21 protein-coding genes are annotated in these 19633 nt (G+C 65.3%); 7 read left to right on the top strand and 14 right to left on the bottom strand.

The window, feature by feature from the left end:
• The 3 genes from NN5_RS17615 to NN5_RS17625 form a co-directional block, all read left to right on the top strand.
• A partial coding sequence (locus tag NN5_RS17615) for an AIM24 family protein (RefSeq protein ID WP_169801012.1) occupies window positions 1-334 on the top strand: 334 nt, incomplete at its 5' end.
• Window positions 335-478: 144 nt separating this feature from the next.
• Window positions 479-2302, top strand: a complete 1824-nt coding sequence (gene glmS, locus NN5_RS17620; RefSeq protein WP_067736300.1) for a glutamine--fructose-6-phosphate transaminase (isomerizing) — start codon at window positions 479-481, stop codon at window positions 2300-2302.
• A 123-nt stretch (window positions 2303-2425) separates the two neighbouring features.
• Window positions 2426-4783: a putative bifunctional diguanylate cyclase/phosphodiesterase gene (locus tag NN5_RS17625; RefSeq protein WP_067736303.1), complete on the top strand. Its 2358-nt coding sequence runs from the start codon at window positions 2426-2428 to the stop codon at window positions 4781-4783.
• 10 nt (window positions 4784-4793) lie between these two features.
• Here the strand turns inward: NN5_RS17625 and NN5_RS17630 are convergent, their stop codons facing one another.
• The 3 genes from NN5_RS17630 to purS form a co-directional block, all read right to left on the bottom strand.
• Window positions 4794-6350, bottom strand: a complete 1557-nt coding sequence (locus tag NN5_RS17630; protein WP_067736306.1) for an ATP-binding cassette domain-containing protein — start codon at window positions 6348-6350, stop codon at window positions 4794-4796.
• Window positions 6351-6500: 150 nt separating this feature from the next.
• Window positions 6501-7178 (bottom strand): phosphoribosylformylglycinamidine synthase subunit PurQ, encoded by a 678-nt coding sequence (gene purQ, locus NN5_RS17635; RefSeq protein ID WP_067736309.1) that lies wholly within the window; start codon window positions 7176-7178, stop codon window positions 6501-6503.
• Window positions 7178-7414 (bottom strand): phosphoribosylformylglycinamidine synthase subunit PurS, encoded by a 237-nt coding sequence (gene purS / locus NN5_RS17640; RefSeq protein WP_067736312.1) that lies wholly within the window; start codon window positions 7412-7414, stop codon window positions 7178-7180. Before purS ends, purQ begins: the two co-directional genes overlap by 1 nt.
• 130 nt (window positions 7415-7544) lie before the next feature.
• On the opposite strand from purS, the gene NN5_RS17645 reads away from it, so the two are divergent.
• Complete coding sequence (locus NN5_RS17645; RefSeq protein WP_067736373.1) at window positions 7545-8450, top strand: SDR family NAD(P)-dependent oxidoreductase; 906 nt, start codon at window positions 7545-7547, stop codon at window positions 8448-8450.
• Between the two features lie 68 nt (window positions 8451-8518).
• Window positions 8519-9598 carry a hypothetical protein gene (locus NN5_RS17650; RefSeq protein WP_067736315.1) on the top strand — a complete coding sequence of 360 codons (1080 nt, stop codon included), beginning with the start codon at window positions 8519-8521 and terminating at the stop codon, window positions 9596-9598.
• Window positions 9599-9600: 2 nt separating this feature from the next.
• On the opposite strand, the gene NN5_RS17655 is transcribed toward NN5_RS17650, so the two are convergent.
• Genes NN5_RS17655 through NN5_RS17670 form a run of 4 tightly spaced genes read right to left on the bottom strand, consistent with a single transcriptional unit; the run spans window position 9601 to window position 12698 of the window.
• Entirely contained in the window at window positions 9601-9975 is a 375-nt protein-coding gene (locus NN5_RS17655; protein ID WP_067736318.1) for a DUF2794 domain-containing protein, read from the bottom strand.
• 5 nt (window positions 9976-9980) lie between these two features.
• Window positions 9981-10697, bottom strand: a complete 717-nt coding sequence (gene epsC / locus NN5_RS17660; RefSeq protein ID WP_067736321.1) for a serine O-acetyltransferase EpsC — start codon at window positions 10695-10697, stop codon at window positions 9981-9983.
• Between the two features lie 53 nt (window positions 10698-10750).
• Entirely contained in the window at window positions 10751-11374 is a 624-nt protein-coding gene (locus NN5_RS17665) for an HdaA/DnaA family protein (protein WP_067736324.1), read from the bottom strand.
• A gap of 7 nt (window positions 11375-11381) precedes the next feature.
• Complete coding sequence (locus NN5_RS17670; protein ID WP_067736327.1) at window positions 11382-12698, bottom strand: hypothetical protein; 1317 nt, start codon at window positions 12696-12698, stop codon at window positions 11382-11384.
• 69 nt (window positions 12699-12767) lie between these two features.
• On the opposite strand from NN5_RS17670, the gene purM reads away from it, so the two are divergent.
• Entirely contained in the window at window positions 12768-13871 is a 1104-nt protein-coding gene (gene purM / locus NN5_RS17675) for a phosphoribosylformylglycinamidine cyclo-ligase (protein WP_067736331.1), read from the top strand.
• Window positions 13872-13901: 30 nt separating this feature from the next.
• On the opposite strand, the gene NN5_RS17680 is transcribed toward purM, so the two are convergent.
• Window positions 13902-14969, bottom strand: coding sequence for an AI-2E family transporter (locus NN5_RS17680; RefSeq protein WP_169801013.1), 1068 nt, complete (start codon window positions 14967-14969; stop codon window positions 13902-13904).
• A gap of 152 nt (window positions 14970-15121) precedes the next feature.
• Here NN5_RS17680 and purN point away from each other — a divergent pair, with 152 nt between their 5' ends.
• Complete coding sequence (gene purN, locus NN5_RS17685; protein WP_067736336.1) at window positions 15122-16078, top strand: phosphoribosylglycinamide formyltransferase; 957 nt, start codon at window positions 15122-15124, stop codon at window positions 16076-16078.
• A gap of 37 nt (window positions 16079-16115) precedes the next feature.
• Here the strand turns inward: purN and NN5_RS17690 are convergent, their stop codons facing one another.
• The 6 genes from NN5_RS17690 to NN5_RS17710 all read right to left on the bottom strand — a co-directional run bounded on the left by NN5_RS17690 (window position 16116) and on the right by NN5_RS17710 (window position 19550).
• The gene (locus NN5_RS17690) at window positions 16116-16370 is read right to left on the bottom strand and encodes an HP1242/YdcH family protein (RefSeq protein ID WP_067736339.1); all 255 of its coding nucleotides are present in this window, start codon (window positions 16368-16370) and stop codon (window positions 16116-16118) included.
• 87 nt (window positions 16371-16457) lie between these two features.
• Window positions 16458-16703, bottom strand: coding sequence for a hypothetical protein (locus NN5_RS17695; RefSeq protein WP_067736342.1), 246 nt, complete (start codon window positions 16701-16703; stop codon window positions 16458-16460).
• A 109-nt stretch (window positions 16704-16812) separates the two neighbouring features.
• Window positions 16813-16947 (bottom strand): hypothetical protein, encoded by a 135-nt coding sequence (locus tag NN5_RS27200; RefSeq protein ID WP_281190449.1) that lies wholly within the window; start codon window positions 16945-16947, stop codon window positions 16813-16815.
• A gap of 175 nt (window positions 16948-17122) precedes the next feature.
• Entirely contained in the window at window positions 17123-17545 is a 423-nt protein-coding gene (gene ndk, locus NN5_RS17700; RefSeq protein WP_067736344.1) for a nucleoside-diphosphate kinase, read from the bottom strand.
• A gap of 80 nt (window positions 17546-17625) precedes the next feature.
• A complete protein-coding gene (locus NN5_RS17705; protein WP_067736346.1) occupies window positions 17626-18063 on the bottom strand; it encodes a DNA polymerase III subunit chi in 438 nt (145 codons plus the stop codon).
• A gap of 23 nt (window positions 18064-18086) precedes the next feature.
• Window positions 18087-19550 carry a leucyl aminopeptidase gene (locus NN5_RS17710; RefSeq protein ID WP_067736349.1) on the bottom strand — a complete coding sequence of 488 codons (1464 nt, stop codon included), beginning with the start codon at window positions 19548-19550 and terminating at the stop codon, window positions 18087-18089.
• Between the last annotated feature and the right edge of the window lie 83 nt (window positions 19551-19633).

Raw genomic sequence — 19633 nt, forward strand, 5'->3', positions numbered from 1 at the left:
AGGCGACGGCTGGGTCTTCGTGCAGATGGGCGGCACCGTGATCGAGCGCGAACTGCGCGCGGGCGAGGAACTGCACATCGATACCGGCTGCGTCGCGGCTTTCACCTCGGGCGTCGATTTCGACGTGATCCGCGCCGGGTCGGTCAAGTCGATGATCTTCGGCGGCGAAGGCGTGTTTTTCGCCCGTCTGCGCGGTCCCGGCAAAGTCTGGATCCAGTCGCTGCCGTTCTCGCGCCTTGCCGGCCGGATGCTTTCGGCGGCGCTGCCCGGCGGACAGCGCCGCGGCGAGGGCTCGATTCTGGGCGGTCTCGGCGATCTGCTCGACGGAGATTGACGCCACCGGCGCTCCCGCGACGGCGCCTTGTGCACATTACGGCAAATTCACACTCGCGACACGAAGTGCCAACCATTATCAGCATATAGGCTAACCGGACGCGGCAAGCGCGCTGCGTCCCAGAACTAAGGCATCGAAAAGCGAATGTGTGGAATCATCGGCATCGTCGGCAAGGAAGATGTGGCAGACCGGCTGGTCGACGGCCTCAGGCGCATGGAATACCGGGGCTATGACAGCGCCGGTGTCTGCACCGTCCACGAAGGCCAGCTGATCCGCCGCCGCGCAGAGGGCAAGCTGCTCAACCTCGTCAGGGAACTGGCCAAGGATCCTGCCCCCGGCCTCACCGGCATTGCCCACACCCGCTGGGCCACCCACGGCGCGCCGACGGCCGCCAATGCCCACCCCCACGCGACGGCCGAGCTGGCGCTTGTCCACAACGGCATCATCGAGAACTTCCGGCCGCTGCGAGAGGGGTTGGAGGCACGCGGGCGCACCTTCGAGAGCCAGACCGACACCGAAGTCGTCGCCCATCTCGTGTCCGAGCAGATCGAGGCCGGGCATTCGCCGCAGGATGCCGTGAGGACAGTGCTGCCGCAGCTTCGCGGCGCTTTCGCGCTCGCCATCGCCTTCCGGCAGTTCCCGGACATCCTGATCGGCGCCCGTCTCGGCTCACCGCTGGTCGTGGGCTACGGCGAAGGCGAGACCTATCTGGGATCGGATGCCCTCGCCCTCGCCCCGCTGACCCAGAAGATCAGCTACCTTGAGGAAGGGGACTGGGTCGTCATCACCCGGGACGGCGCGCAGATCTTCGACGTCGACAATCGCCCGGTCGAGCGTGAAATCGTGACGTCGGGCGCCTCGGCCGTCGCGATCGAAAAGGGCAATTACCGCCACTTCATGCAGAAGGAGATCTTCGAGCAGCCCACCGTGGTCGCCCAGACCCTGCGCAGCTATGTGCGGCAGGTCGATCAGTCGGTCGCGCTGCCCCAGATCGATTTCGACCTCTCGACAGTCAACCGCATCACCATCGTCGCCTGCGGGACCAGCTTCTATGCGGGCATGGTCGCGAAATACTGGATCGAGCAGTTCGCGCGCCTGCCGGTCGACATCGATGTCGCCTCGGAATTCCGCTATCGCGATCCCGTGCTCGAACCAGGCGGCCTTGCGCTGTTCATCTCGCAATCGGGCGAAACCGCCGACACGCTCGCCGCGCTGCGCCACTGCAAGGCGGCCGGCCAGACGATTGCGGTCGTCGTCAACGTGCCCACCAGCACCATGGCGCGCGAAGCCGATCTGCTGCTGCCGACTCACGCCGGGCCGGAAATCGGCGTCGCCTCGACCAAGGCCTTCACCTGCCAGCTCGCGGTCCTCGCCGCACTTGCCGCGCATCTGGCCGTGAAGCGGGGCCGCATGGACCGCAGCGAGGAAATGGCCATCGTTCGGCACCTCGTCGAGACCCCGGCGTGCCTCAATGCCGCGCTGGCCCACGACGAAGAGATCGCCGCGATGGCCCACCTGATCGCCCCGGCGCGCGACGTACTCTACCTCGGCCGCGGTCTCGACTATCCGCTCGCGCTGGAAGGCGCTCTGAAGCTCAAGGAAATCAGCTATATCCATGCCGAAGGTTACGCTTCGGGCGAAATGAAGCACGGCCCGATCGCGCTGATCGACGAGGCGGTGCCGGTCATCGTCCTGGCACCGTCAGGCCCGCTGTTCGAAAAGACCGTCTCGAACATGCAGGAAGTGCGCGCGCGCGGTGGCAAGGTGGTGCTGATTTCGGACGCCGAAGGCATTGCCGAAGCCGGCGAGGGCTGCATCGCCACGATCGAAATGCCCAAAGTGCACCCGCTGATCGCCCCGCTGGTCTATGCCGTTCCAGTGCAGTTGCTCGCCTATCATGTCGCCTGCGTCAAAGGCACCGACGTCGACCAGCCGCGCAACCTCGCCAAGAGCGTGACGGTCGAATAACCGCACCCCTGCCTGCGACCTCGTGGAAGAAGCGGATGCCCTGACGCCCCGCCAGCAAAAATAAGGTTTCCAGCAATTACGGCTTTACCGAGTAATAACCCTTATTCCGGTATATCATGGCGCGTGAACACAAGGTCACTCCAGAACACGGCCCTCCCCAAGGCCCTTCCCGTGCTTGCCGTGCTCGGCTTCACCGATCCGGCCAGCGGGGACTGGGCGCGTTTGCGCGGGCTGCAATATGCCAGCCTCGGGTCTGCCGCGTTCGTGCGGATCGTCACGCAGGGATCCGCCGTTCTGGCAGTCACGGCCCTGTTGGTGCGTCACGTCCCCATTGGCATGATCCTGGGCTGGATCGCGGTTGTAACGGCAACCTTGTGGTACAGTTTTCGCATCGAACGTTCGCTGGCGGACGCCGACCGGCGGCGCATGTCGGACGGCGAAATCCGGTCGCAGATGATCAGTTCGGCCATGAATGGCCTCGCCTGGGCCGTGCCTCTCGCCGGTTTCGGCTTCCTCACGGATGCCCAGACACAGGCCAAAGTCTGGACCGTGCTCGCGATGCTGATGACGGCATCGGCGATCCTGCTGCCTGCCGTACCGATCGGAACGCTGATTTTCTCCGGAATCGCCGGCGGCTCCGCGATCGTCTATTTCCTGTTTACCGGCAGCTATGATCTTGCCGCGATCACGATCTTCTTCACCGGCGTCATCTTCGCCGGCGCGATCGAAGGGGCGCGACGCTACATTGCCACCCAGATCGCGGAAGCCGGAATTCACGAAAAGAACGAAGTCGTCTCGCTGCTCCTGCGCGAATTCGAGGAAGGCGACGCCGACTGGTTGTGGCAGGTCGATACCGCACGCCGTATCCGCTCGGTTTCGCCCCGTTTCGCCTATGCTCTGGGGAAAGACGCGAGCGAAGTGGAAGGCGTTCCGCTCCTGCAGCTCATTTCCGGAGCCGGCTGGGAAACCGGGCAGTTTCCGACCAGTCTCCACGAGCTGGCCGAACGCCTGAAACGCCGCGAGAATTTCTCCAACCTGCTGGTGCGGGTGACGATCAACGAGCAGCCGCGCTGGTGGGAACTGTCCGGTACGCCCCGTTTCGACGAAGACGGCGTCTTCAGCGGCTTCCGCGGCGTCGGCTCGGACGTGACCGAAGCGCGCGAAAATTCCGACAAGATCGCCTGGCTTGCCCGCTACGATCCGCTTACCGGCCTGCCCAACCGCATGATGCTGACCGAGGCCCTCGCCGAGGCCCTCGACAATGCCGAAAAGCGCCGCACGCGCTGCGCCTTTCTGATGATCGATCTCGACCGCTTCAAGGCGGTCAACGATACGCTCGGCCATATGGTCGGCGACCAGCTCCTGGCCCGCGTATCCGAACGCCTGAAGGAGCAGATGACCGAGAACGACCTGTGCGGCCGTCTCGGCGGCGACGAGTTCGCCATCGTCATTCGCGATGCATCCCAAATCCAGCACATCGACGACGTCGCGCAGCAGGTCATCCAGCGCTTGTCACAGCCCTATGAGGTCGATCACCACACGCTCTATGTCGGGGCTTCGGTCGGCTCGGCGATCGGCCTGCGCGACGGCGCGACAGTCGAAACGCTGATGCGCAATGCGGACCTTGCGCTCTACCGGGCGAAAGACAGCGGCGGCAATGCCCACTTCACATACGAACCCACACTGCACGCCCATGCCGAAGAGCGCCGGAAGCTGGAATTCTCGCTGCGCCGGGCCTTGGAAAGAAACGAGTTTGAGCTCGTTTACCAGCCGGTCGTCGATGCCCGGACCGAAGGCGTCGTCAGCTTCGAGGCGCTGCTGCGCTGGAACAGCAAGGACCATGGCCCGGTCAGCCCCGCCAAATTCATTCCGCTGGCCGAAGATACCCGACTGATCGTGCCGATCGGCGAATGGGTTCTGCAGCAGGCCTGCCTGGAGGCGATGAACTGGCCCGAGCATGTGCGCGTCGCGGTCAATGTCTCGGGCGAACAGCTGCTCGATCCGAACTTCACCGCCAGCGTCGTCAGCGCGCTTGCCCACAGCGGCCTTTCGGCCCTGCGGCTAGAGATCGAAGTCACCGAAAGCATCTTCCTGCGCGATGCGACGCAGGCGCGCGCCGCGCTCGAAAAGATCATGGCACTGGGTTGCAGCATCGCGCTCGACGACTTCGGCACCGGCTACTCTTCGCTCGGCTACCTCAGGAAACTGCGTTTCTCGACCATCAAGGTGGACCGTTCGTTCGTGCAAGGGGCTGCGACAGGCAATGTCGAAAGCATCGCGATCATCCGCGCCGTTGTCGCCATGGCCGACAGCCTCGACATGTCCACCACGGCCGAGGGTGCCGAAACCGAAAAGGAAGTCGAACTGATCCGCCAGCTCGGCTGCCGCAAGATCCAGGGCTATTACTTCGGCCGCCCGATGGCCGCCAAGGACGCCGAGGCACTGTTCCGCAACCCGGCCTACCTCGCCCAGCAGGCGTAGCCTGACCCGGTCAGCCGCGGGCCAACGTGATCGTCCGTGTCAGCTTCAAGGCCTTGCGGAATTGCGGATCGTGGCTGACGCACAGGATCGCGCCGTCATAGGCCTGCAGCGCGGTTTCAAGCAGGCCGGCCGCTTCGATATCGAGATGATTGGTCGGCTCGTCCAGGATCAGCATGTGCGGCGGCTGCGGGCGCGAGAACAGACAGGCCAGCGCCAGCCGCACCCGCTCCCCGCCTGAAAGGCTCTCCACCGTGCGCGCGGCCCAGCGGTTGCGGAACCCGAAACGGGCCAGCGCATCGTGGGCCTGCTGCGGCGCCATCTGCGAATTGTGCCGCAGCATGGCTTCGAGCAGCGTTTCCTCACGCTCAAGCAGGGTCAGGTGCTGGTCGAGCAAGGCGATCGTCCCGCCGGAAATCTCGGCCAGCACCATGCGGATCAGGCTGGTCTTGCCCGAACCGTTCGGCCCGGTCAGCGCGATCCGTTCCGGCCCGCGCACTGTCAGGTCCAGCGGCCCGAACAGGCGGCGCCCGTCATGCTCGCACAGGAGCCCCCGAGCCTCGACCAGCACATGCTGCGCCGGCAGACCGCAGGACGGCAGCGTGATGGCGATCGGGACTGTCCGTTCCATCTCCGCCTGCGCGCGGACCACGGCTTCCCCGGCGCGTTCGATCAGTTCATCGCCCACAGTGCCGGCACGGGCCGCCGTCCGCTCCGCGCGTTGCTGCCGGGCATGGAGAAGGATCTTCGGCGCCCCGCCACGCGCCGCATCGGCCCTGCCCCGCTTGTCGCGCCGGGCCTGCTTTTCGGTTTCGCGCTGCCGCTCGCGGCGGACCGTCCGCGCTTCGGCCTGCGCCTTGCCGAGCGCCTGCTCCGCACGCAGCCGCTCTTCACCGCGCACGCGTTCGAACAGGCTCCAGCCGCCGCCCACGACGTGAATCCCGGCCGATGTCAGTTCGACGATCCGGTCCACCCGCTCCAGCAGGGCGCGGTCATGGCTGGCAACCAGCGCCGGTCCCGTCCAGCGGGCGAGCAGCTCCATGACCGCTTCCCGGCCCGCGTCATCAAGATTGTTGGTCGGCTCGTCGAGCAGCAGGAGGTCCGGTTCCTCCAGCAGCATGGCCGCCAGCATCACCCGGGTCCGTTCGCCGCCGCTCAGGCTGGTCAGCGGCCGCGCCGTTTCGAACGGCGGCAGGCCGGACGCCGCCAGCGCCGCATCGAGCCGGGCCGGCAAAGTCCAGTCCGCCTCGGCAAAATCGTCTTCCCCGGCCCGCCCCGCTTCGATGCGTTCAAGCCGCGCGAGCGCCTCGCCAATGCCCAGCAAGTCCGCCACGGTGCTATCGCCGGTCGCAGGCAGCTGACGCAGGAAACCGATCCGGCCATTGCAGGTGATCGTCCCCCGCGCGACAGGCAGGCGTCCGGCGACAGCGGCCAGCAAAGTCGATTTGCCAGCACCATTGCGGCCGACAAGACCAACCGTCTCTCGTGCAACCGAAAGATCGAGACCGGAAAAGAGAAGGGAGCCGTCTGGCGCCGCACAGGCAACGCCATCGAAAGTAAGATAAGACATGAGAACACCAAGCAAGACTTTGCAATAGGATTTGCGCTGTTTGCTTAGTTGTTCATCGCACCTTTTCCTTTGGACCAAGAGGCCCAGTTACCTGCCGACATGCCTAAAGGCAAGACCTGCCGCACGGGCAGCCTGTTGCCCGTCCAGGCTTTACGCCCCGACCAGCCCCTTGATCGCGCTTTCGAACAGCGCGCGGCCGTCCGTGCCGCCGTGGGTCGCCTCGATCGCCCGTTCGGGGTGCGGCATCATGCCGAGCACGTTTCCGGCCGCGTTGAGCACGCCCGCGATCTGCCGGGCCGAGCCATTGACGTCGCCCACATAGCGGAAGGCCACCCGGCCCTCGCCTTCGAGGCGGTCGAGCGTCTCGGCATCGGCGTAGTAATTGCCGTCATGGTGGGCGACCGGGATCGAGATCTCCTGCCCCGCCTCGTAGCCGCTGGTGAACAGCGACTGGGCGTTTTCCACTTTCAGCGTCACGTCGCGGCAAACGAAGCGGATGCCCGAATTGCGCAGCAGCGCGCCGGGCAGCAACCCGCTTTCGGTCAGCACCTGGAAGCCGTTGCACACGCCCAGCACCGGCACGCCCTTCTCGGCAGCGGCGATCACCGCCTGCATTACCGGCGAGCGCGAGGCGATGGCGCCGCAGCGCAGATAGTCGCCATAGGAAAAACCGCCGGGCAGCGCGATGAAGTCCAGCCCCTCGGGCAGGTCATGATCGCCGTGCCACACGCGCAGCGCCGGGGTTCCCGAGATCTTGCCCAGCGCGTCCGCCATGTCGCGGTCGCAGTTGGAGCCGGGAAAGGTGATGACGGCAGAGCGGAAAGCCATCAGGCGGCCACCTTCTCGATGCGGTAATTCTCGATCACCATGTTGGCGAGCAGCTTGCGGCACATGTCGTCGAGTGCTTCGTCGCTGGTGCTGTCGGCCACGTCGAGCTCGAACAGGCGCCCGGCGCGCACGTCGTTGACGCCGGAAAAGCCCAGGCCTTCGAGCGAATGATGGATCGCCCGGCCCTGCGGATCGAGAACACCGGGCTTCAGACTGACGTGGACGCGGACTTTCATCGCAGGGCCTTTCGCTTGCGAGCGGGCAGATTCGTTTGATGCGCCTATGACTCCTGGCGCGCTCCGGGGCAAGTCATGCTATGGGCGCCGCTGTTGAACAGGCCGCCTGACGGCCGAAATGGAGCTTTACATGCCGATTTCCTTCGCCGGTCAGGTCGCCATCGTCACCGGAGCGGGCAATGGCCTCGGCCGCGCCTATGCGCTGGAACTGGCCCGGCGGGGCGCGAAAGTGGTGGTGAACGACCTCGGCGCCGCGCGCGACGGCACCGGCCATTCGGACGCGGCGCTGGCCGTGGTCGAGGAAATCCGCAGCGCGGGCGGCGAGGCCATGGCGGACGGCGGCGACGTGTCCGACTTCGCGCAGATGGAAGCCATGGCCGCCCGCGCGGTGGAAACCTGGGGCGGCATCCACGTGCTCATCAACAACGCCGGCATCCTGCGCGACCGCACCTTCGCCAAGATGAACCCGGCCGATTTCGAACTGGTCCTGCGCGTCCACCTGCTCGGCAGCGCCTTTGCGACCAAGGCTGTGTGGGAGACGATGCGCGCGCAGAACTACGGCCGCGTGCTGATGACCACCTCCTCCACCGGCCTCGGCGGCAATTTCGGGCAGGCCAACTATGGCGCGGCCAAGGCGGGCGTGCTCGGCCTCGCCCGCACCCTGCGGCTGGAAGGCGCCAAGCACGACATCCGCGTCAACTGCATCGCCCCCACCGCCGGCACCCGCATGACCGCCGACATCTTCCCGGACGAGGCCTACAAGGCGTTCGAACCCGAAGGCGTCGTGCCCGCCGCACTGTTCATGGTCTCCCGGGATGCCCCCACCGACGCCATCGTCGCGGCAGGCGGCGGCGTGTTCCAGAGCGCCTTCATCACCATGAACGAGGGCGTACTGCTGCCCGAAGGCGAACGCACCGTGGAAGGCTTCGCGGCGGCATGGCCTGACATTCGCAAACGGGCGGGCGATCACGTGTTCGAGAACGGCATGGAGCAATCGCACCATGCGTTGTCGATGCTGCTGAAATCGCAGGGTTAAATTTGCGAAAGCGCAATTGACGCAACAACCTTCCGCGCACAGTTTACAGCGAACAAAAGCGGGACTGCATGTATTCAGAAAGTGATCTGCAATCAGCCGTAGCTGCTGGTGCTATAAGCGCGGAAGCCGCTGATGCTTTGCGCACGCACGTCGCGTTGCGTCCTGCCATGCCATTTGCGGACGAAGAGAACATTCGCCTTATCACCGGCTTCAATGACATCTTCGTTGGAATCGCCTGCCTGTTGGTTGTCTTTTCCGGCGTTTTTGCGGGTGGGGACAAACACACATGGCTTGGCGGTCTCGCGGTTGCGATAGCAAGCTGGATAATGGCCGAAATTTTTACACGCAGACGGCGCATGGCTCTGCCGTCAATCATATTACTGATCTCGTTTGTAGTTGGCCTTGGGTTATTCGCAGGTGGGCTTGGCGCACAGGCCATGCCTTCACACCGTATCCCACACAATTGGTCAGAAGGTGACTGGTACAGTTATGAACGCTACCCTTGGCAGATTGCACTCATCGCACTGAGTGCGGCAATCGCGGCAGGTATCGGTGCGGTAGCCCACTGGCTGCGTTTTCACGTCGCCATAACAATCGCCGCCGGCACCGCCGCGCTCGTGTTACTACTGCTTTCGCTACTGGCCTGGACCACCGGGCTTGAATTGCGGGCAAACCCGGTCATGGCTCCCGCTGCGTTCGCCTGCGGACTAGGAGTCTTCGCGTTCGCGATGCGATGGGATCTATCTGATCGTGAGCGCCGCACCCAGCGGGCCGATATAGCATTCTGGCTGCACCTTCTCGCGGCCCCACTGATTGCCCATCCGCTGTTCTTCTGGATAGGCGTGCTGGATCATGGCCGTGCTTCCGTGCCGCAAGGCTTGGGCGTTCTGGGCATCTACCTCGTCTTTGCCATTGTGGCACTGATCGTGGATCGGCGGGCCTTGCTGGTTTCAGCACTGATCTATGTGCTCGTCGCGCTCAACGGGTTACTGGATCGCTTCGGCGCAATCGAGATAAACTTGGCGCTGACCACGCTGTTCATCGGTAGCGCATTGCTGGCACTATCTGTTTTCTGGGCTCCGCTGCGACGTCTTCTGATGGGCATTTCTCCCAAACAATGGCGTGACAGATTGCCTTCAACCGCCTGAAGTCACCCCTCCACCACCTTCAGCAGCTTGCGCTCCAGCGGGCTGAGCACGCCCGCCAGTTCATGCCCTCGCTTGAGGACTTGCCCGGCCTCGCCGAATAGGGTCCACATGCCCTGCTTGCCGCGCAGGCTCGGGCGTTTCTCGATGCGCGCCTGCGGGCGTTCGGCGGCGCGGCGGAAAGCGCTGAAGTTGGCGGCATCCTTGCCGAAATCCATCGCATAGTCGCGCCAGAACCCGGCAGCGACCATGCGGCCGTAGAGATCGAGGATGCGCTGGAGTTCCAGCCGGTCGAACCCGACCTGCAGCGGGGTTCTGCCCGGAAAGGCGACAACACTGGCGGAAGCGGGGTTCGCCGGACCGGCAGGGCCTGCCGCCATTCAGGTCACACGCCCTTGCAGGCCGGCTCGCTCGGCTTGTCCGCCTCGCGTCCCAGTTCCTCGTTGGCTGCCAGAAGCGCCTCGACCTGCTCGCGCAGGACCGCGACCTGCTCTTCGAGTTCATCGACGCGCTGGCTGCCCACCGGCTCGCATGGTTCCTTGCAGGGCGTGCCGTAGGGCATGAATTCCTTGGCGTAAGTCTCGGCCTTGACCAGCGTGGAGCGGGCCTTGACGCCGATCATCGTCGCGCCTTCGGGCACATCCTCGGTCACGACCGCGCTGGCGCCGATGCGCGCGCGCTTGCCGACCGTGACGGGGCCGATGATCTGCGCGCCCGAGCCGACGATCACGTTATCCTCCAGCGTCGGGTGGCGCTTGCCGCCGACGCCATTGGTGGGATTGGAGCCGCCCAGCGTGACGCACTGGTAGATCGTGACATTGTCGCCGATATGCGCCGTCTCGCCGATCACGGTAAAGCCGTGGTCGATGAAGAAGTTCTTGCCGATCGTGGCGCCGGGATGGATGTCGATCGCGGTCAGGAAGCGCGAGAAATGGTTCACCGCGCGCGCCAGGAAGAACAGGCGGGCGTTGAACAGGCGGTGCGAAATCCTGTGCCAGAACAGCGCCCAGACACCCGGATAGAGCAGCACTTCCCAGCGCGAACGGGGCGCGGGATCGCGTGCGACCACAGAGTCCAGATAGCGGATCAGGTTACCCAGCATTTCCCGTAAATCCCATCAATCCGGCCGCGATGCAAGTTTTGCCCCTGCCGCCGTCAATCCTCTTTCGTGGCGCCGCCCTTAGTCTCAATCAGCGCATCGCGCCAGATCGCCATTGTCGGCGCCTGCTTGCGCTCCAGACTGAGCCGGTCGATCGCGGCGACCAATCTCTCCACGCCCACATGGCTACGCTCGCACCGTCCTACAAGATATTGCGTTGCGGAATGGTCAAGAACCAGCCCGCGCATCTCCGCATGGACTTCCATCAGCGCGATCAGCATCGCATCGTCCGGCTCGCCGATTTCCAGGTCGAGCGCGGCGCCGAGCCGCGAGGCGAGATCGGGCAGGCTCACTTGCCAGCAGCCCTCCCCGGTGCCGCGCGGGCGGTTGGCGACGATCAGCAGCGGACGGCCGCTTTCCTGCGCCCGGTTCCAGCGGTGGAACAGCGCGTCCTCGTCCCATGTCTCGGCATTGTCCACCGCGTCACCCAGCCCCGATTCCGTGAACCAGCGGGCCAGCAGCGACTTGCCCGAGCGCGGCGGGCCAGTGAGAATCGCGGTGTGGAACGGCCACTGGCCGGGCTCCATCAGTGCATCGAGCACGCCAGCATTGGCATTGCCCACGACAATGCGCGGCGGACTGTCGCTTGCGGCGGACAGCGGGAGAGCAATCTGCCTCATGCCCGGCCTAACGGCTGATCTTCAGCGCACCGCCGCCGGTCGAGACTTTCCAGCCCTGCCCGCGCAGGGCAGCGGCAAGGCGTTCGGCGCCGCCCGCAACCGTAACGCGCATGACCGACGTGCCGCCGATCGCGAGGCTGACAGTCGCCGCGCCCTGCACGCCTGGCACGCCGCGCACGGCGGCAAGCGCCCCGTCGACGGCAGCGGCGTCGGGCGTGGCGAACTGGATCGAAACGGTTTCGGTGGGCGCGCCGGAGACATCTTCTGCCGCGATCGTCGGCGCGGCCTGCGGTGCCGCGACCGCCTCGTCATCCTTCGGCATCAACGCCGTGCGCAGCTGGTCAAAGGCGCGATCGAGCGCGGCGCGGCCGCTGTTGAGCGTCGGATCGGGCTTGAGCTGCCCCTGCGCCAGCGCGTCGCGGTACAGGCCGTCGACCCGCTCCACCGCCTGATCGAGCATGGCCGGCAGCTCGTCCTCGCTCTTCGCCGTCATGGTGAAGCTGCCAAGGAACGTATTGTCGAGGCCGTAGCGCGCGGTGAAAGTGCCCTTGACCGGGCCGCCGGGCCATTGCCGCTCCAGCCGGGCGACCGGAATCACCACATCCGCGGCATCGAACTGCCCCAGCAGGGTGCGCCACCACAGGCGGCTGCGCCGTCCCGGCTGGCCCGCGGTCAGAACCAGCGATTCGCCGCCGGCACCGCTGGGGCGCACATAGTCCACCGGACTTGCCGCGGCCTGGAACTCTGCCCAGGCGCGTTGCCAGGGGCTGCGCACTTCGAATACCTGCCGCACGCCGCCCGAATAGAGCACCGGAATCACCAGCATCGGCGCAGAACGGGGAATACCGGCACCGGGACCGCCCACGTACTGCCCGGCCTTGGTCTTGTCGAACACCACGCCGAGCTTCGCGATGTAGCGTCGCGGGCCGACCTGCTCGTGCTCGATCACCACCGAGGATACCATCGCATCGATCGATTCGACCGGCATGTCCGGTCCGCCCAGCTTCTTCCACGCAAGCTTTTCGGCCTGTTTCCAGCCTTCCAGCCGCGCATCGGCGCCAGTCTTGGCGGACACGTCGACGCTGATCCCGTCGACCTGGATGTCCTCGGAATTGACCAGCGGGGCAATGCCGCGGTCGCCTTCGATCTGCGCCATGAGTCGCGCGCCGCCGATCGCCAATGCCCCCACGGCAGCCGAAACCGCGAGCAGCGCCGCCGCGCGGCCTGCCAGTCCATTACGGGACAATCCATTACGGGCCAGTCCCTTGAGGGCCAGTCCATTGCGGGCCGGCCGCAGGAATTTGGGGGAGATCGTGAACGTCATTGTCGAAACCGGGGGCCTTTTGCCCAAACGGCGATGGAAATCCAAGACGTAAAGCGCTAGGCGGCGCGAATGTCCGAAGATAACTCCCCGAAGAGCTACTCCTACGAGCAGGCTGGCGTCTCGATCGCCGCCGGAAACGCGCTGGTAAAGGCCATCGCCCCGCTCGCCAAATCGACCGCACGCCCCGGCGCCGATGCCGAACTGGGCGGCTTCGGCGGTTTCTTCGATCCGCGCGCGGCCGGATACAAGGACCCGCTGCTGGTCGCCGCGAACGACGGCGTGGGCACCAAGGTCAAGCTCGCCATCGATCATGACCGGCACGATCACATCGGCATCGACCTTGTCGCGATGTGCGTGAACGACCTGATCGTACAGGGCGCAGAGCCGCTGTTCTTCCTCGACTACTTCGCCACCGGCAAGCTGGAGAACGGCGTGGCCGAGCGGGTCGTCGCCGGGATCGCCGAAGGCTGCAAGATGGCAGGCTGCGCCCTGATCGGCGGCGAGACGGCGGAAATGCCGGGGATGTATGCCGCGGGCGACTATGACCTCGCGGGCTTCTGCGTCGGCGCCGTGGAACGCGGCGAACAGCTGACCGGCGATCGCGTTTCGGCGGGCGACGTGCTGCTGGGCCTTGCCTCGTCCGGCGTGCACTCGAACGGCTATTCGCTGGTGCGACGCCTCGCGGCGGATAAGGGCTGGAAGCTCGACCGCCCGGCGCTGTTCGATCAGGAAACGCTGCTGATCGACGCGCTGATCGCGCCCACGCGCATCTATGTGAAGAGCCTGCTGCCCTTCATCCGCGCAGGGCGCATCCACGCCCTCGCCCACATCACTGGCGGCGGGCTGCTGGAGAATGTCCCGCGCGTCCTGCCGCAGGGCCTTCATGCCCGCATCGATGCGGGCGCCTGGGTCCAGCCGCGGCTGATGGCGTTCCTGCAGGCGCAGGGGCACATCGAACCGGCCGAGATGGCCCGCACGTTCAACTGCGGCATCGGCATGGTCCTCGCCGTCAATCCGCAGGACGCGGGCGCGCTCAAGGCCGAACTGGAAACGGCGGGCGAGGAAGTCTTCGTGATCGGCGCGATCGAGCCGGGCGACAAGGGCTGCACCGTCCAGGGCAGCGCCGACGACTGGTCTGCCCGCGAAGCCTGGGAAGCCGTGCACCTCGGCTAAATCCGGGCGAAACCGGGAATTCCCGGCGGGTCAGTCCGCCGGGTTCGGCTTGCCGGGAATGCTTTCGATGTCTTCGCCCAGCGTGTCGCGCAGGTAGAATTCGCGCACGCCGACGAAGGCCACGACCAGCAGCGCCCCGGCGAAGAATACGCCATAGACGCCGAACACCGCGCCCACGCCCAGAATCGTGAAGAGAGTCAGCGCCGGCGGGATGTTGACCACCTGGCGGTTTATCACCGGGGTCAGCATCCAGCCTTCCACCACCCGCACGATCAGATAGGCCGCAACCGTGCGCCACAGCACGTCGCCGCCCGCAGCGGCGGCCAGTCCGATCGACGGCAGCATCGCGACGGCCGGGCCGACATAGGGCACGAATTCCGAAAGCCCACCCAGAAGCCCCAGCGCCGCCCAGGATTCGAGCCCCGCCAGCCACAGCGAACCGCCGATAATCACGCTCATGGCAATCATCGCCACGAGCTTGGCCTTGAGCCACAGCCGCAGCGCCGCCGAGATCTCCTCCAGCGCGCGCTCCATGGTCGGCCGGGCGGGTGGCGGCGTCAGCAGGATCGCGGCCCGGCGATAGGGCCCGGGATTACCGGCAATGAACAGCGCGCCGACCAGAACGATCAGCAGGTTGACGAGGAACTGCCCGGCCCCGGATGCCAGTTCGCTGAGGCGGTTGGCGATCGTGCTTCCGCCCGCGGCCGCTTCGGACGCCTGCACGATGGCCCGGCCCACCGGAGTCGTCGAAAGCCCCTGCTCGATCTGGGACAAAGTGCCCGGAAGATTGCCCAGCATCCCCGCGAGTTCGCTGCCGAACTGCACGGTCAGCAGGTATCCGATGGCGCCGAACAGCGCGAGCACCAGCAATGTGCCCAAAGGCAGCGCCAGCCGCCAGCTTGCCAGCCCGAACCTTTGCAGCATCCGCGCCGAGCTGCGAAACGCAACCGCCCCGAGAACCGAACCGAAGGCCAGCAGCAAAAGGTCTGCCGCACGCCACACGATCAGCAGCACGCCGATCGCCAGAACCGTCCACGCCAGCCGGCGCAAGTATCCCATATCGTCCGGATTCGGCCTGAACGGCGCGTTTGTCGTCACGTGCAATTCACCCCGCAGTTGCTCGCGCGCAGCCGAACGCATAGGGGATGTTCGCGCATGAGTACAGGCAGGCGGACCGGTATCGTTCGGACGGAGCGAACCGTCACCCCGCGCTGTTTCTTCAGGCGGCGCGAAGAACCGGAAAGGCGAGCATGACGCAAGTGCGGGCAAAAGTGGCGGTAATGATTTCGGGCAGCGGCACCAACATGGCCGCGCTGCTCTATGCCAGCCGCGCCGACGACTGCCCTTACGAGATCGTGCTCGTCGCCGCCAACGATCCCGAGGCCAAGGGGTTGCGGCTGGCCGAGGCGGAAGGCGTGGCCACTTTCGCCCTTTCGCACAAGGGCATGAAGCGCGCGGAACACGATGCGGCGATGGACGCGGCAATCCGGGCATCGGGGGCGGAGTGGGTCGCGCTGGCGGGCTACATGCGCATCCTTACGCCGGAATTCGTCAGCAAGTGGGAAGGCCATATGGTCAACATCCACCCTTCGCTGCTGCCCAAGTACACTGGCCTCCACACGCATGAGCGGGCCATCGAAGCGGGCGACAGCCATGGCGGCGTGACGGTCCATCTGGTGACGGCCGAACTCGACGAAGGACCGATCCTCGGCCAGACCCCGGTGGCGATCCTGCCCGGCGACACGCCCGACGCGCTTGCGGCGCGGGTTCTCATTGCCGAACATCAGCTCTATTCGCGTTGCCTGGCCAGGCTGGTGACGCGCGAGCGCAGTCCGGACTGGCTGCTCGAACAAGTCCGCACCCGCGCCATGGCGCTGCCCGAGGCGGACGAGGTGATCAGCCACGGAATGCCCTGCTTCGGTGTCATCAAGGGAAAGAAGTTCGCCTACTTCACGGCCGACCACCATGGTGACGACCGGATCGCCCTGCTGGTCAAGATCAGCGGGGCGGACGAGCAGGCGATGCTGATCGACCAGGATGAGCAGGCCTATTTCCGGCCTGCCTATTTCGGCGACGGCTGGATCGGCATCCGGCTGGACATCGGCCGCAATGACTGGGAATCCATCGGCGAATGGCTGGCCCGCTCGTGGCGGGCCATTGCGCCGAAACGGCTGACAGTCCTGCTGGATGCAGCCGACGCGTTCTGACGCGGCTGCACCCGGCATAACGGCCAGTTCGATGTAATCAGGCCGCCGTGTGCCGCGCTTCGCGAAGGACTTCGGCAATCCGGTCGAGCAGCGACAGCCGCTCTTTCTTCAGTTCCTCGAACCGCTCGTCCGAAGTGACGTCGATTTCGGCTTCGATGCGCGTGATCGCGTGATTCACTTCATGATACCGGTCAGCCAACGCGGCAAAGTGCCCCTTGGTCATCTTGAGCCGGTGCATCAAATCCACGTCGTCGGGAAATTCGGCGGCGAGATCGTGGGGCTTATGCGACATTCTTGCTTCTCCCATCTGAGATGCGCCGAATTTAGCCTCGGCGCACAGTTTACGCGTTGCGCTGGATCAAGGGGTGCGCCGCCCCGGTCAGATTTCCGAATAGTCCACCATCGGGCGGCTTTCGCGCGTGCCGCGATAGAGCTTTTCCGGCTCCTTCGGGTCTCCAGCGATCAGCACGAAATCCTCGTGCACCTCAACCAGCGTCCCGACGAAGGGAAGCCCGCCAAGACTGCCGTTGACACGGTAGCTGACGGTATCGCCGATCTTGAATGTCTTTTCGTCGAAATTGAATTCGAAGGGGCAGACTTCCCCTTCTTCACCCATGCCTTGCATCGTGGCTCTCCTCTTCACGGGAGACTACCGCAACGACAGAGGGTGCATCAAATGGAAATCCGCGCTTTCGTGCCGGCTATGCACGACCGGCACGATTTTGCGGCGCTGGTTACTGGCTCACCAGTGCATCCGCCGCGGTCAGCCCGCCCACCGGTTCCGTACTGCCTGCTTGAGCCATCAACGATGTCAGCATGGCACCGATAAAAGAAATCGACGCGGCAACAAGGATCGTCCTGCGAATCATGTTAAAGCTGCCCCCAGTATCGCAGCCTCCACAAACGGATAGCCGCCCCATACAAAAACACCCTGCGAGCCCGATGCTTATCTTTAGATAGTAACGGTGAAAAACGAGTCGTACCAAAGGAAAAGGCCGCCGAAACCGGCGGCCTTAGCCATTCTTACCAAGAATTAACCTTGGTTCAGCCGACGATTTCTTCCGGCTTGAAGAAGTAGGCGATCTCGATCGCGGCGTTCTCATCCGAGTCCGAACCGTGGACCGAGTTGGCCTCGATCGATTCCGCGTAAGTCTTGCGGATGGTGCCTTCGGCGGCATCGGCCGGGTTGGTGGCGCCCATCACGTCGCGGTTGCGCTTCACGGCGTCTTCGCCTTCGAGCACCTGCACGACGACCGGCCCCGAGATCATGAACGAGACGAGATCGTTGAAAAACGGACGTTCCTTGTGGACCGCGTAGAAGCCCTCGGCCTGCTCCTTGGTCATCTGGATGCGCTTGGAAGCAACGACGCGCAGGCCGGCTTCTTCCAGCATCTTGGTGACACCGCCGGTCAGGTTACGGCGCGTGGCATCGGGCTTGATGATCGAGAAGGTGCGGGTAACCGCCATGGTTCATTCCTTGCGAAGTGGAGGTGTTGTTGCTTGTTGCGCGCGCCCCTAGCCGGGATTGCCCGCAGCCGCAAGCGACCTCAGCCCGCCTGAATCCAGCGGCCACCTTCCTGCTTCCAGTAGAAATGCTCCACCCCTTCGCGGCCGCGCAGCATCCGCCAGGTCTCACGGGCGTGCTGCACCGTGCGGTCGTCGAACAGGAAGAAGGTGCGCGCGAAGGGCACCTCGCCCTCGCGCCACTGGCCATCCGCAATAGCGAGGAAGTTCGCGCCGTTGAGCGGCTGGGGGGCCTCGGACAGCAGGATCGGCTGACGATCCTCCTGCCCTTCCCCGGCCATGCCATTGGCGAGGAAGCTGTCCTCGCCCAGCGACCACAGCGCCTGGCAGATGCGCTGGCGCTGCTGCGGGTCGGCGGAGACGACGAGGAGGCGCTCGCCCAGTTTCATCACGTTGCGCGCGATGAGCGGCAGCGCCGCCTCGGCGGGATCGCGGCTGAGCTGATAGAAATCCACGCGCATCAGCCGCGTCCCCGCTTCCGTTCTCAGGCCTCGGCCGTGTCGCGCACGAAGCGGTCGAGCAGGCGCACGCCGAAGCCGGTTGCCCCCTTGTCCCACGTCGCGCCCGGCTTGTCGGACCAGACGGTCCCGGCAATGTCGAGGTGCGCCCAGGGCGTGTCGTTCTCGATGAAACGCTTGAGGAACTGCGCCGCCGTGATCGAGCCGCCGAAGCGGGTGCCGACGTTCTTCATGTCGGCAATGGCACTGTCGAGCTGCTTGTCGTAGGCCGGGCCCATCGGGAAGCGCCACAAGCGGTCGCCCGAAGCGTCGCCTGCCGCGCTGAGCGCGGCGGCAAGATCGTCGTTGTTCGAGAACAGGCCAGCATATTCATGCGCCAGCGAAGCGATGATCGCGCCGGTCAGCGTCGCCAGATCCACGATCTTGGCGGGGCCGTATTCGCGCTGCACCCAGGTGAGCGCATCGCACAGCACCAGACGGCCTTCGGCGTCGGTATTGATGACTTCGATGGTCTGGCCCGACATCGAGGTCACGACATCGCCGGGGCGCTGGGCCTTGCCATCGGGCATGTTCTCGACGAGGCCGCACACGCCGATCACATTGGCCTTGGCCTTGCGCAGCGCGAGCGTGAGCATGGTTCCAGCCACGGCACCGGCGCCGCCCATGTCCCACTTCATGTCTTCCATGCCTGCCGGGGGCTTGAGGCTGATGCCGCCGGTATCGAACGTCACGCCCTTGCCGACGAAAGCGACGGGCTTGTCACCTTCGGCGCCGCCCAGCCATTCCATCACCAGCAGCCGCGCCGGACGCGCCGAACCCTGCGCCACGCCGAGCAGCGAGCCCATGCCGAGCGCGGCCATTTCCTTCTCGTCCAGTACGCGGATCTTGAGGCCGGTGCCTTCCATCTTCGCCTTGCAGCGTTCGACGAACGTCTCCGGATAGATCGTGTTCGCCGGTTCCGTGACCAGTTCGCGGGTGAAGGACACGCCAGCAGCCACGGCCTGCTCGATCGCCCACAGCGCTTCGGTGCCTTCGGGCGCGCCGGCCAGCGCGATTTCACTGAGCGTCGGCTTCTTGTCGTCGGTCAGCTTGGTGCGATAGACATCGTGGCGCCAGGAACGCAGCACGGCGCCAAGCAAGGCACTGCCGGCTTCCTCGGCGGACAGGCCCGCTCCGGTCAGGTCCAGTGTCAGAGCGGTTTCGCCCGAAGTCAGGTACTTCGCAACGATTGCGGCCCCCGCCTTCTCGATCGCGCCCTTGCGGTCCTTGGCGTCCGCCGCGCCGACCCCGGCCAGCGCCACGCGCACGACTTTGCCGTCACGCTCGACGAAACCTTCGAACATCTGCCCGGCCTTGCCGGAAAAACGGGCCATTTTCGCGGCTTCGGCCAGCACCGGCTCAAGATCGGCAGGCACGGCGTCCTGGTTGACGAGACGGGCGGCAAGACGCGCGGAACTGGCAACCGACGCATCAAGGAACTGGATTTGCATGGAATCTCCTGGATCTTCGCAGCGAAGCGCCCAACTTGTGCGCTTCACCGCATCACTGGATTGCAGTTAGGCACAGGCGGTGC

The sequence above is a fragment of the Novosphingobium naphthalenivorans NBRC 102051 genome (genome assembly GCF_001590985.1).
GTDB lineage: Bacteria > Pseudomonadota > Alphaproteobacteria > Sphingomonadales > Sphingomonadaceae > Novosphingobium > Novosphingobium naphthalenivorans.

Excerpts from the sequence above, each read along its gene's own strand:
- NN5_RS17645 (WP_067736373.1), top strand. The coding sequence starts at position 7,545 with ATGCCGATTTCCTTCGCCGGTCAGGTCGCCATCGTCACCGGAGCGGGC.
- NN5_RS27200 (WP_281190449.1), bottom strand. The coding sequence starts at position 16,947 with ATGATTCGCAGGACGATCCTTGTTGCCGCGTCGATTTCTTTTATCGGT.
- ndk (WP_067736344.1), bottom strand. The coding sequence starts at position 17,545 with ATGGCGGTTACCCGCACCTTCTCGATCATCAAGCCCGATGCCACGCGC.
- NN5_RS17690 (WP_067736339.1), bottom strand. The coding sequence starts at position 16,370 with ATGTCGCATAAGCCCCACGATCTCGCCGCCGAATTTCCCGACGACGTG.
- glmS (WP_067736300.1), top strand. The coding sequence starts at position 479 with ATGTGTGGAATCATCGGCATCGTCGGCAAGGAAGATGTGGCAGACCGG.
- purM (WP_067736331.1), top strand. The coding sequence starts at position 12,768 with ATGTCCGAAGATAACTCCCCGAAGAGCTACTCCTACGAGCAGGCTGGC.
- NN5_RS17650 (WP_067736315.1), top strand. The coding sequence starts at position 8,519 with ATGTATTCAGAAAGTGATCTGCAATCAGCCGTAGCTGCTGGTGCTATA.
- NN5_RS17670 (WP_067736327.1), bottom strand. The coding sequence starts at position 12,698 with ATGACGTTCACGATCTCCCCCAAATTCCTGCGGCCGGCCCGCAATGGA.
- epsC (WP_067736321.1), bottom strand. The coding sequence starts at position 10,697 with ATGCTGGGTAACCTGATCCGCTATCTGGACTCTGTGGTCGCACGCGAT.
- purQ (WP_067736309.1), bottom strand. The coding sequence starts at position 7,178 with ATGGCTTTCCGCTCTGCCGTCATCACCTTTCCCGGCTCCAACTGCGAC.
- NN5_RS17705 (WP_067736346.1), bottom strand. The coding sequence starts at position 18,063 with ATGCGCGTGGATTTCTATCAGCTCAGCCGCGATCCCGCCGAGGCGGCG.
- NN5_RS17630 (WP_067736306.1), bottom strand. The coding sequence starts at position 6,350 with ATGTCTTATCTTACTTTCGATGGCGTTGCCTGTGCGGCGCCAGACGGC.
- NN5_RS17695 (WP_067736342.1), bottom strand. The coding sequence starts at position 16,703 with ATGCAAGGCATGGGTGAAGAAGGGGAAGTCTGCCCCTTCGAATTCAAT.
- purN (WP_067736336.1), top strand. The coding sequence starts at position 15,122 with ATGACGCAAGTGCGGGCAAAAGTGGCGGTAATGATTTCGGGCAGCGGC.
- purS (WP_067736312.1), bottom strand. The coding sequence starts at position 7,414 with ATGAAAGTCCGCGTCCACGTCAGTCTGAAGCCCGGTGTTCTCGATCCG.
- NN5_RS17710 (WP_067736349.1), bottom strand. The coding sequence starts at position 19,550 with ATGCAAATCCAGTTCCTTGATGCGTCGGTTGCCAGTTCCGCGCGTCTT.
- NN5_RS17665 (WP_067736324.1), bottom strand. The coding sequence starts at position 11,374 with ATGAGGCAGATTGCTCTCCCGCTGTCCGCCGCAAGCGACAGTCCGCCG.
- NN5_RS17655 (WP_067736318.1), bottom strand. The coding sequence starts at position 9,975 with ATGGCGGCAGGCCCTGCCGGTCCGGCGAACCCCGCTTCCGCCAGTGTT.